Annotated in this window: 12 protein-coding genes; 3 read left to right on the forward strand and 9 right to left on the reverse strand. The window is 56.3% G+C overall.

The features are described from left to right. Positions 1 to 444: 444 nt before the first annotated feature. Together VEG30_18030 and VEG30_18035 are read right to left on the reverse strand one after the other, a co-directional pair. Positions 445 to 1,377, reverse strand: a complete 933-nt coding sequence (locus VEG30_18030; protein ID HXZ81832.1) for a DUF72 domain-containing protein — start codon at positions 1,375 to 1,377, stop codon at positions 445 to 447. 47 nt (positions 1,378 to 1,424) lie between these two features. Further along, entirely contained in the window at positions 1,425 to 1,913 is a 489-nt protein-coding gene (locus VEG30_18035) for a CAP domain-containing protein (protein HXZ81833.1), read from the reverse strand. 100 nt (positions 1,914 to 2,013) lie between these two features. On the opposite strand from VEG30_18035, the gene rmuC reads away from it, so the two are divergent. Then, a complete protein-coding gene (gene rmuC / locus VEG30_18040; GenBank protein HXZ81834.1) occupies positions 2,014 to 3,465 on the forward strand; it encodes a DNA recombination protein RmuC in 1,452 nt (483 codons plus the stop codon). Between the two features lie 74 nt (positions 3,466 to 3,539). Next, positions 3,540 to 3,755, forward strand: coding sequence for a hypothetical protein (locus VEG30_18045; protein HXZ81835.1), 216 nt, complete (start codon positions 3,540 to 3,542; stop codon positions 3,753 to 3,755). Positions 3,756 to 3,835: 80 nt separating this feature from the next. On the opposite strand, the gene VEG30_18050 is transcribed toward VEG30_18045, so the two are convergent. From VEG30_18050 to VEG30_18070, 5 genes are all read right to left on the reverse strand, one after another. Beyond that, on the reverse strand, positions 3,836 to 4,462 hold the full coding sequence (locus VEG30_18050) for a hypothetical protein (protein ID HXZ81836.1): 627 nt from the start codon (positions 4,460 to 4,462) through the stop codon (positions 3,836 to 3,838). Positions 4,463 to 4,702: 240 nt separating this feature from the next. After that, a complete protein-coding gene (locus VEG30_18055) occupies positions 4,703 to 5,629 on the reverse strand; it encodes a TerC family protein (GenBank protein ID HXZ81837.1) in 927 nt (308 codons plus the stop codon). Between the two features lie 125 nt (positions 5,630 to 5,754). After that, the gene (locus VEG30_18060; GenBank protein HXZ81838.1) at positions 5,755 to 6,696 is read right to left on the reverse strand and encodes a M28 family peptidase; all 942 of its coding nucleotides are present in this window, start codon (positions 6,694 to 6,696) and stop codon (positions 5,755 to 5,757) included. After that, positions 6,693 to 7,496 carry a twin-arginine translocase subunit TatC gene (tatC, locus tag VEG30_18065; protein HXZ81839.1) on the reverse strand — a complete coding sequence of 268 codons (804 nt, stop codon included), beginning with the start codon at positions 7,494 to 7,496 and terminating at the stop codon, positions 6,693 to 6,695. The genes VEG30_18060 and tatC overlap by 4 nt, the downstream gene beginning before the upstream one ends. Further along, on the reverse strand, positions 7,489 to 7,863 hold the full coding sequence (locus VEG30_18070; protein HXZ81840.1) for a TatA/E family twin arginine-targeting protein translocase: 375 nt from the start codon (positions 7,861 to 7,863) through the stop codon (positions 7,489 to 7,491). Before VEG30_18070 ends, tatC begins: the two co-directional genes overlap by 8 nt. Before the next feature lie 272 nt (positions 7,864 to 8,135). Here VEG30_18070 and VEG30_18075 point away from each other — a divergent pair, with 272 nt between their 5' ends. After that, positions 8,136 to 9,746, forward strand: coding sequence for a S41 family peptidase (locus VEG30_18075; GenBank protein ID HXZ81841.1), 1,611 nt, complete (start codon positions 8,136 to 8,138; stop codon positions 9,744 to 9,746). 67 nt (positions 9,747 to 9,813) lie between these two features. On the opposite strand, the gene VEG30_18080 is transcribed toward VEG30_18075, so the two are convergent. Together VEG30_18080 and htpX are read right to left on the reverse strand one after the other, a co-directional pair. Continuing rightward, positions 9,814 to 10,341, reverse strand: a complete 528-nt coding sequence (locus tag VEG30_18080; protein HXZ81842.1) for a DUF1697 domain-containing protein — start codon at positions 10,339 to 10,341, stop codon at positions 9,814 to 9,816. Positions 10,342 to 10,484: 143 nt separating this feature from the next. Next, on the reverse strand, positions 10,485 to 11,330 hold the full coding sequence (gene htpX / locus VEG30_18085) for a zinc metalloprotease HtpX (protein ID HXZ81843.1): 846 nt from the start codon (positions 11,328 to 11,330) through the stop codon (positions 10,485 to 10,487). Positions 11,331 to 11,465: the final 135 nt, after the last annotated feature.

Consider the following 11,465-nt stretch of genomic DNA (forward strand, 5'->3'; position numbering starts at 1 on the left):
ATCAGCATTCAGCCGTCAGTGAACTGTAGCTCTTCGAATGTTCCCGCGCGCTCCCGCGGTACAAGGTGAAACCGTGGGAATGACGGCGCGCTCGCGACCTACGGGTTTGCGGAAAAGTCCCAATCGTGATCGGGAACATCGACTAAAGCCGAGCCCCTCCAGACCCAACATGACGACCACCGAAGATCACTTGGACTCAATTCTCGCGCTGCACTCAGAACTTTGCCAGGGTTAGCAGAGCGGCGGAAGCAGCCAGCCAGGCCGCAAAAGCCACTGCAACCATGGTCAGCCGAACCGTCATGTTATCGATAAGCCAGTTGTATTTCGCGTCCATAATCAGCCTCCCTTGTATTTAGACGGACCGGCCGATAAACCGTTAACCGGTGCCATCCCCTTATATAAAGCAGTACGCGAGGGCGGGACGAAAAGTTCCCGGTTTCGAATTTAATGGGCCCTGTCGAAAAGCGTGAGAGGGATGGGAGATTCGGTCACTTCTGTGATGTCTTGCAGCCGCGGGTAGTGATCGACGAGGATTCTTGGCGCTTTGACTTTTTGCCCGGTGATCATGTGCTTCAGTTCCAGAGCGTTGGCGGGCGCTTTGCCCTGGAAGTGGTTGTTAGCGACGACAAAAGTAGTCTCGGCTTTCCTGGCCACATTCTCTATTCTCCCTTTCCAACTCGCGAGCTCCTGCGTGGAGTACAAATAGTCGTAGCGGTCGCTGGGTTTCTCCGGATCGAACCACTGGTCGTAGCGGCGTCCATGCAGGCGAATGTAGCCGATGCGCGAGGTTACATGGTCGGCGGGACGAACGGCGCGTCCGAGGAGCGGTTGATCGATGTTGCACAACGCCACTCCCACCTGGGTCAGATATTTGAGCGTCGCTGCATCACTCCAGCTGGAATGTCGCACTTCGATGGCCAGCGGATATTCCGCGAACAGGCGAATCAGGCGATCGAGATGATCGCGGTTTTCGGGTGTGTTGCGAAACGAAATCGGAAATTGAAGCAGCAGTGCGCCGAGCCGGCCTTCGCTGGCCAGGGCATCGTATGCTTCTCTGGCCAGGCGCACGTCGTCCATTTGAAAACGGATCGTGCTTGCTGACGTGGATTCGACGGTCGCAATGGGTGAGTGTGTGAAGGCCCGATTCGCCTTGAGGGTAAATAGAAATTGAGGATTCGCGCTTGCCGCCTGCTGTGACCACAGCTTTGCCTGCGAGGGTTTGATGTGTCCGTAAAAGGAAGTATTGATCTCGATCAGATCGAAAAACTGCGCCAGGTACTCAACGGGGGGAGGCGCATTCTTGCGCGCTTCGGGATAGACAATGCCTTTCCAGTCCTTGTACGCCCATCCGGCAATGCCGATGCGAATATCCGCCATACCCTCAGTGCAGCTTCAGGGTATCAGGTTCGGCGAAGGCGGGCTGGCTAGCGGATCGGCCGCGCGAAGTCTTCCGTAATCCAGTAGGTGCCATGTCTCTCGACCACGCCGATGCCGACGTTCTCATAGTCATCGTCGAGAATGTTGGCGCGGTGCGGTGGAGATGCCATGAAGGCGGAGTGAGCCTGCTGCCAGCCGTTTCCCATATCAATGTTTTCGCCGGCGCTGATGAAAGCGACTTGAGAATCTCGCAGGCGGCGGGAGAGATTGGCTTCTCCCGGTAACTGATGCGAAAGCTGACCCCTATCCGCCATGACACGGGAATGCTCGCGAGCAGCGGCTGTGAGGCGTTGATCCATTCTGAGTGGCGCCAGCCCTTGCTGTATCCGCGATTGGTTCAGCATCTCCAGCAAGCGGCGTTCGGCCTCGGAGTTGGTGTTGGCCACGACCTGGAGGGATTGTGTGGCCGCGGGCGGCTGCAGCACGGTTGAGCCCGCAAGTAACAGGAGGTAAACGACAGCACGTCGTAATGGCATTTGGCGTAACCTCTGCCCTAAATAGCAACCCGCGGGAGGAGGAAATCTCTCCCGGCTTCTGTGTTAGCATCCGCCCAGACGGGCTAGAGGTCATGTAGCGATGGGACAGGGGCTGGAGTTACTGATCGGAGCCATTGTGGGAGCGGCGATTGGCGCAATCGCCGGATACTTCACGGGCGCGGGAAGGGTGCGCGACGAATACTTCGGGCGGCTCTCTGACGCGGAAAAGCGTGCCGTGGCGGCGCAAGCAGAGGCGCGGTCGCACAAGGAGCAATTGGCGCACAGCGGACGCGAGCTCGCCGATAGCCGTGCGAAGCTGGAAAATGAGCAGCATGGCCGTGCCGTGGCGGAAACCGCACTGGAATCCGAACGCCAGCGAATCTCAGACGAGCGCCGATTGCTGGAGGAAGCATCCTCTCGCCTCAAAGACGCTTTTGACGCCCTGGCTGCCCAGGCGCTGAAAACCAACAACGAATCTTTTCTCGAGCTGGCGAAAACGACCCTGGAAAAATATCAGTCGCAGGCAGAGATGGATCTCGAGGCACGCCAGAAGGCAATGCAGACTTTAGTCGAGCCCATCAAGGAGTCACTTGGGCGCGTAGATCTGCAGATTCAGGAACTGGAAAGAATTCGCACTACGGCGTACGTCAGCCTAAGCGAGCAGGTGAAATCGCTGGCTAGTGCGCACCAGGATTGGAAAGCCGAAGCTGAAAATCTGAAGAGTGAAACCGGGAATCTGGTCCGCGCTTTGCGCACACCAAGCGTGCGCGGGCGCTGGGGGGAAATTCAGCTGCGCCGCGTGGTCGAGATCGCCGGCATGCTGGCGTACTGCGATTTCGAGGAGCAGGTTTCCGTGCTTACCAATGATGGCCGGTTACGTCCAGACATGATCGTGAGGCTTCCCGGCGAAAAGAACATCGTGGTGGATTCGAAGGCGCCGTTGCAGGCGTATCTCGAGGCGCTCGAGGCCACGGACGAGATGGAACGCCGCCGTCATTTGCAGGCACATGCACGGCAGCTGCGCGATCATCTTGGGAAGCTCAGCGCCAAGGCCTATTGGGAGCAGTTCCAACCAACGCCGGAATTTGTGATCATGTTTCTGCCGGGCGAGACATTTTTCAGCGCGGCGCTCGAGCAGGATCCCGGACTGATTGAGGAAGGTGTGATCCAGCGCGTGATTCCCGCATCTCCGACTACCCTGATTGCCTTGCTGCGAGCGGTCAACTACGGCTGGAACCAGGAGAAAATCGCCGAAAATGCGCAAGCGATCAGCGCGCTTGGGAAAGAGCTGCATGACCGACTGCGCACAGTAGCCGAGCACTTTGAAGGCGTAGGCAAGGGGCTGGATCGCGCGGTGGAGGCCTACAACAAGGCAATCGGATCGCTCGAAACTCGCGTGCTGGTCTCTGCCCGTAAATTCAAAGAGCTTGGAACGGCAGTCACCGATGATATTGGCGAACTGCCACCGGTTGAGAAGACATCGCGCCAGTTGCAGTTGATGGACACCGTGGGTGAGCCAGTGGTGAAGGAAGTTGTGGGGGCGGAGGGTTGAGTTTGATGTAGGACAGGCAAGCCTGCCTGTCCGCCTCCGAGCGATTACCTCCAGCGCTCACGAACATCGTTTCGATGGAAAAACCGAAAGCCAGCAGGACCGCACAACTGGAGGACAATCTGGGCGCCGCGGATTTGACGCTGACACCGGAGGAGGTCGCGGAATTGGACGCGACGCCGGTTCCCGCCAAACCCTATCCGCTTTGGTTCCAGGAAAAGACCCCCGATAACGTGGCCCGCGATGCACTGGAAAGAGGCGTGCAATCGAAACCGGCTGCCGCTGCCGATTAATCCGCCCTTAGTCTGACATCAGAAGGACAAAGCCCCCGATTTTCTTCGGGGGCTTTGTGCCTGGCAGCTCTGGTTGAAGCTTACCGCTCGTTGCCGTTGTGCTTCTTGTTGTAGATCTGATTGGACACCTTGTTCTGCTGCCGGTTGACCTTGGCGCGCTCGGCCGGAGTCATGGTGCCGCCGTTGGTCTGACGGAAGTTGTGCACTTCGTGATTCATGGCTGCTTCCTTGCCTTCGAGGTGCTTGGCTTCGCCGGCCGTCAACGAACCGTTTTCAATGCCCTGGCCGATGCGTTGCTGCTGCAAGCGCTGACGCTGTCCAACTTCGCTGTTTCCATAATTCTGGACACGGGCATTGTGCTTGTCGCGGTAGATTTCGTTGGAAAGATGATTCTGCTGTTTCTGCAGCGTGGCGCGATCAGCAGCGGTGAGCTTGCCGTTATCTTCGGAGCGCATCAATTGTTGTTCTTTGTTCAGGTTCTGTTCCTGCTTCTCGAGGTGCTGGGTTTCGCCGGCGGTTAACGAGCCATTTTCTACGCCTTCTCCTATGCGCTGCTGCTGCCACTGTTTGCGCTGATCGATCGTCGGTTTTGGTTTAGTTGTGGGCGGTGTGGTCGTGGTGGTAGTCGCATCCTGTGCCAGCGCCAGACACGCGGTCAGCGCACCAGCGGCCAGCATCAGGGCAATCTTCTTGAACTCGGTGATCATAAAATCGTCTCTCCTCCAGATTCGTCTCAGTTCGGCATGCATACGCCGAAATTCACTCTCACGAAACACAGCGGTTGATGAGATGTTGTGGAATTGTGGCATCAGGAGAAGAGAAGGGTGAGTTACCAAGGTACTTGGTCTGGCGGAGCGTTGGTTGGCACAACCTAGCGAAAAATCTATGAATCTGCGCTTGTGGTCGGGCCAGGCGCTTGCGGTCGAGCAATTCTGCTGCGCTCGCGTTCAATGGCTCTGAACTGTCTTTTTGCTTTTGGGGAACATTAACGACAGCGCAATCGAGATCGCCAAAACTCCGGCTACCACTCCCAGCGCGATAGCGATGTGAATGTGGTAGTAGTTGGAGATCAGCATCTTTACTCCAATAAAAATCAGGATGGCCGATAGTCCATAGTGCAGGTAGTGGAACAGTTCCATCATTCCCGCCAAGGCGAAATAAAGAGAACGCAGCCCCAGGATGGCGAAGACGTTCGACGTATAGACGATGAAGGGATCGCGCGTGACCGCCAGCACCGCAGGGATGGAGTCGGCGGCAAACAGTACATCGGTGGTTTCGACGAACAGCAGCACGAGAAATAGTGGTGTCGCATAGAGGCCACGATGGCGAACGAAGAACTCTCCATTCACATAGTCCTTGGTCACCGGGATCCAGCGCCGGAAAGTCTTTAGCACCGGATTCTGCTCAGGATGAATTTCGGTTTCTTGCTGCCGAAAGAGCTTTATGCCGGTGTAAATCAAAAAGAGTCCGAAGATGTAGATGACCCACTCAAAGCGGCGAATCAGCGCCACTCCAGCCAGAATGAAAATCCCGCGGAGTACGAGTGCGCCGATAATCCCCCAGAAGAGCACCTTGTGCTGGTATTGGCCAGGCACGCGGAAGTAGCGGAAGATCAGGAGGAATACAAAAAGATTGTCAACGCTGAGCGACTCTTCAATCAGGTACCCGGTTGCAAATTCCAGCGAGGTGTTGGGTCCGCGCCAGAAGTACACGCCTACGGCAAATGCCGCTGCCAACGAAATCCAGAATGCACTCCAACCGAGCGCTTCACGAAATCCGACTGAGTGCGCCCGGCGGTTGAAGACCGCCAGGTCGAGGGTCAGCATTAGCAGAATGAAAATGTTGAACAGCACCCAGAAGATCAGCTGGTTCAAGAATCACCTTGAGAGGAATGGTAATCGGGGAAATGGTAATCGCGTTCTCCAAACCTGGGCGAAGCGTCGAGTTAACCCCGGCCCTAATGTTTCCGCTAAGTGCTGATTGCTGAATGCAGACCGCTTCACCTGCGATCGAGCAGTCTGACCGTCTCCAGCACAGTGTTGCCCACGATTTCCAAACTCGTGGGGCTCAACTTATCGAGGGTGTCTTCTGAGCTATGGTGAAATACGTTATGGTATCCGTAGTCCAAATCGATTATGTCAGCGACGGGAACCTGCAGACGCGCGAACGGCAGGTGGTCGTCATCAATCTGCGTGGTGCGCGCAAAAAAATGGGACTGAAAGCCCAATGCGCCCGCAGCCTGGTATACCAGGTCCTCCAGCCAGGGCGTTGAATTCAGATCGCGGTCGATATTCAGATCGGCATCGCCGATCATATCCAGCAATAAGAATGCCTTAATCGTTTTCAGGGTTCCCTCCTGCTGCCATTTTGCAGCCAGATGACGGCTTCCATAGAGGCTATCCGTCGGACTCCATTTCTGTATTGCTTCTTCCCCATCTGTCCAGACCAGCCACACTGCGTATCCGTCGCGTTTCTTTCCCCGGAAGTGGTTGGCGAGTTCAAGCAGCAGTCCGGTCGAGGAGCCACCATCGTTCGCGCCGACATAGTTCTTCAGCGGATAATTCGTGTCGTAGTGTCCGGCGATGACGATGATTCCGTCTTTTGTGCCGGGGTACTTCGCAATGATGTTGCGCATCTCGAATTTTCCGGCCGGAGTGTCAGCGGTGAAAACATCCTCCTCCACCTGGTCCCCGTGGAGCCGGGAATGGATATACGCCTGGGTCATCTTGTGACCGGTGCTACCCACAGGACGTGAACCGATCTGCACTACCTCGCGGACATATTGCATGGCTCGCGTTGGATTGATGCGGGCCGAAGAAGGAGTTGTGTCGGAAATGTTGGCCGCCTTCCCGCGTGGGTGTGCAGTTTTTGATCCAGTTTGGATTGCATGGGCAAGGGAAGCGCAGAATGTCAGGATCAGGATGACACTTGTGGGTCTCACGCTTCCGCCTTGGTCTTGCGCTTGCGATGTGCGGGGTGGACGAGCCAGGCGATCAGGATGCTCACCGCATAAAGCAATACCATAGGCGCAGCGAAGATACACATGTTCAGAATGTCGGTGGTAGGGGTAACGATCGCGGCGATGATGAAGATGATCAGAATCGAATAACGGAAGTTGCGCCACATCCAGCCGGCACTGATGACGCCCATCAGGGACAAGAAAAACACCAGTATGGGCATCTCGAAAATGACGCCCAGGCCGATCATGATAGTGAGAAACAGGTCGGTGTACTCCCCGATGGTGATCATGGGCTGGAACTGCCGTCCGTAGCCGATCAGGAAGTCCAGCGCCGCCGGGTAAACGATTTTGTAGCCGAAATAGCCTCCCGCCAGGAACAAAAACACAGTGAAGAACATGAAAGGCACGACATAACGCCGCTCGTGGCGATAAAGGCCAGGAGCTATGAAAGCCCACACTTGGTAAAGCACAAACGGCGAAGCCAAAAACAGCCCTCCGATAAACCCCACTTTCAGGTACATGTTGAAGGGCTCGGTCGGGTTCAGATACACCAGCTTCTGGGACAGATTGTGCCGGGCAAGCGCCTCCATGATCGGCGTCTGCATGTAGCCGTAAATTCTGTCGGCATAACCCCAACAGATGAAAAAGCCGATAGCTACATAAGCCAGAGACCAGATAATGCGCCGCCGCAGTTCCTCAAGGTGCTCGAGGAAGCTCATGCTCGCCATGTGCTCTTGTATTGCCTGGCGCGCCTCGGAGAGCGTCGGGGGGGAACTAGGCATCGGCGGGCTTAGGCGAGTGATCGGATTCGCTCATACCGGCAGCGTGCCCATTGGAGCCGGCTGGAGGACTTTGTGGCGGCTCGGTGGTGGTTGGGGTTGCGCTGGCGGTCTCAGTAGTGCCCAGGAAATGATTCATTATGGTTCCGGCCGGAGATTCGATCCTGGGAAGATCCTGCTTGATCTGGCTGGCCTCGGCTTCCAGATTGCGCATCTCGGCTTCTAGTTGCCATTTGAATTCATTACTGGCTTTCTTGAATTCGGCCAAAGCCTTTCCGATCTGGCGGCCAATCTCCGGCAGCTTCTTGGGCCCGAAGATGATGAGGGCCAGCACGAAAATGAACATCATTTCCGGGAAGCCGAGGTTCATGAAGTCATCATACTGCGACCGGCAACACACAGCAAACTGGGACGGTCCGCGCGGAGCGGAGATGGTCAAGGCGCCAGGAGACTCTGGGGTTGTCTCGTCAAACCTACCGCTCCAGCCCGGGATGACAATATTTTGCGGCTTTTGGGACCGTCACCCGCATCACAGGTATATGAACCAGCGTGTGCCCTGGAAGGCTGGATTTACCATGCTATACTGCACTTACAGCAAGGTAATGGGCTTCCCATACCGCTCTCACCTGAGGAAACATGCCGATGGCCCGTAGTTCTCGCCGCTCGCTTCTTCTCATTGCTGTTGTGATTCTGGCCTGTGGGTTCCTGGGCGCCATGTTCGGCCAGAGGGTCAGCACTAACGCCAACACGGGAGACTCCGAGATCAGTAGCAGCTTGCGGACCTTTTCGCAAGTCTACGATCTCGTCGAGCAGAACTACGCCGAGCCGGTGAGCGCCGACAAAGCCATTTACAACGGGGCTATCCCGGGAATGTTACGAGTGCTCGATCCGCACTCCAACTTCTTCGATCCCAAGTCCTATGCCCTGCTGCGAGAAGAGCAGCGCGGCAAATACTACGGCGTGGGAATGCAAGTTGGACCCCGGAATAACAAGGTCATTGTGATCGCCCCATTCGCGGGTACTCCCGCTTACCGCGCGGGAATTCACCCCGGTGACGTCATCGTGGCAGTAGATGGCAAGCCCACCGACAACATGAGCACGCCGGAAGTTGCTGAACTCCTAAAGGGGCCCAAAGGGACGACAGTCAAGATCACTGTCATGCGCGAAGGGTCGGCCAAACCGCTCGATTTCACGGTGGTGCGTGATGAAATTCCACGCTACAGCGTAGATCTGCATTTCCTGATTCGCCCGGGGATCGGCTACATGCACATTTCCGGTTTTCAGGAGACTACCGACCACGAAGTTCAGCAGGCATTGGACGAAATGGGCGATCTCAAGGGCTTGATCCTTGATCTACGCCAAAATCCCGGTGGACTGCTCAGCGAGGGCGTGGGGGTTGCAGATAAGTTCCTGCACAAGGGCGCGGTAATTGTGTCGCACCACGGCCGCTCGTCACCGGAGAAGGTCTATCGAGCAAGCCACGGCAACGGCGGTAAGGATTACCCCATCGTAGTGCTGGTGAATCGCGGAACTGCTTCTGCGGCAGAAATCGTTGCCGGCGCTATCCAGGACCATGATCGCGGTCTGATCGTGGGCGAGAACACCTTTGGCAAGGGACTGGTACAGACTGTGTATCCGCTTTCTGAAAATACCGGTTTGGCCCTCACTACTGCCAAGTACTACACGCCCAGCGGCCGCCTTATCCAGCGGGATTACACTGGCGTCTCCCTGTACGATTATTACTACAACCGCGATGCCGAGAAGAACGGCAATCATGAAGTGAAGATGACCGATAGCGGACGCCCGGTCTATGGCGGCGGTGGCATTACCCCAGACGTGAAGATTGAAAGTCCGAAAAGCACTCCGCTACAGGACCGCCTGCTCCAGCATTACGCATTCTTCAATTTCGCGAAACGCTATACCCTGAATCACCCGGTGTCCAAGTCCTTCGAAGTGGATGAGACGGTTATGCAGGACTTCCGCAAGTACCTGGATGAAGAAAAGGTTCCCTACACTGAACAGGAGCTTGCCGAAGTTCATGACTGGGTGAAGGGCAACCTTCGCTCGGAGATCTTCGTGGATGCTTTCGGCCAGGAAGAAGGATTGAAGGTTCGCGCCGAAGCTGACCCGCAGGTCGTGAAGGCGCTCGATCTGCTGCCCAAGGCCAAGGAACTCGCGGATAACGCCAAGCGCGTGATCGCCGAGCGCAACAATGCCCGCGCCTCCGCGATGAACAACCCGGCTAACCAATAAACCCGCTAACTGGCCTCCGTCGCGCTCTTGCCTCAGCTTTGGGCCCAGGCGAGGGCGCGTTATTGGCTTAGTTCGAAGCTTCGAGCTTTTCTGCTATGGCCAGCATCTTCGTAACGCTATTCCAGTTTCTCGCCGTCCCTGAAGTTTTCAGCACCTTCTCAATGGCCGGCCAGGGGAGTTTGGGACGAGCCAAACCATTGGCGTAGTAGATATAGAGTTCACGCGCTTCTGCGCGCACTTCATCCGGCTCAATCTTGAACGCAAGCAACCTACTGCGGGCTTCCTTGCCGGGATCAACAGCCAGAAAGGTGACTAGAAATTTGCGCGGTTCGAGGTCGCGCTGCCCGGCAAACGGGTTTCTGGCAATCACGTCACGAAGTTCGGCCGCGGTGCGCAGGATAACGTCGGAATGGAATCCAAACTTACACTCAATAGCATTTTCGATGCGCTTGGCGAGCTCAACCAGATCGCGTTCTTCCGTGCGGAAGATCACATTGCCGGATTGCACGAAGGTCTGGCAATCGCGGAGTTTGAGGGACTGATATACCGCGCGAAGCTTCCATCTGAATGCGGCGGTGCGGCCCCAGGTTGACACCGCGCAGCATGGAAATAATGACCGGCATGGGGAGGTTCAGTATATTCCTGTCGCTGCTGCGGGGCAGCAGTGCCGAAAATACGAAACCGGCCTCGTCAATCTGCTCTATGCCATCGGTGTGGCCCAATAGGCCTGCACCACAGCTAAGCTTGCAGGTTCGCCGGCCGGCCGGTGAGCCGTTCGATACGCTTGGCCACGGGAGGATGAGTGGAAAACAAGTTGCCGAAATTCATGCCGAGCAGCGGCTGAATGATGAAAAGGTGTGCGGTAGAAGGCGAAGCCACCATGGGTACACGACGGGAATAGGCATCGATTTTGGCCAAAGCGCTGGCGAGGGCATAAGGGTTTCCCGTGGTGCGAGCGCCGGTGGCATCGGCTTCGTACTCGCGCGAGCGCGAGACAGCCAACTGAATCAGCATGGCCGCCAGTGGGGCGAGGATAAGCATGATAAGTCCAATCGCACCGCCACCTCCGCGATTACGATCGTCGCGGCTACCTCCAAACCAGAATCCCATGCGCGCCAGAAACGTAATGGCGCCGGCAAGAGTAGCGGCAACCGACGAAATGAGGATGTCGCGATTACGGACATGTCCCAGCTCGTGCGCCAGCACGCCTTCCAGTTCTTCATCGTTGAGCAATTCGAGAATGCCCTGGGTAACGGCGACCGATGCGTGCCGGGGGTTGCGACCGGTAGCAAAGGCATTGGGAGATTCGGTGGGAATCATGTAGAGCTTCGGCATCGGCGTGCCGGTCTTTTGAGTCAGACGCTGGACGATCTGGTAAACGCGAGGAGCCTGCTGGGGCGAAATAGGGCGGGCGCCGGACGCCATGAGGGCAATCTTGTCAGAGAAAAAATAGGAAATGAAATTCATAAACCCGGCAAAAATCAGAGCCATCACCATCCCACGCTGTCCACCGAAGTACTGACCGATGAAGAGCAGGAAAAGGGTCATGGCGGTCAGCAGCAGTGCTGTCTTGAAGGTGTTCATAGATCCTCGCTTATGTCTCAATAGATGATAGGTGGAAAACTTCGATGCAGGCGGGTTCGCTATCGGGAAAATTCTTGTCAAGAGGAGAAAAATCCAGGGTCCCGGCTAAGTGCTGCATTTTGACGAGCATGGCCG

Source organism: Terriglobales bacterium (assembly GCA_035624455.1).
Lineage (GTDB): Bacteria > Acidobacteriota > Terriglobia > Terriglobales > Acidobacteriaceae > DASPRM01.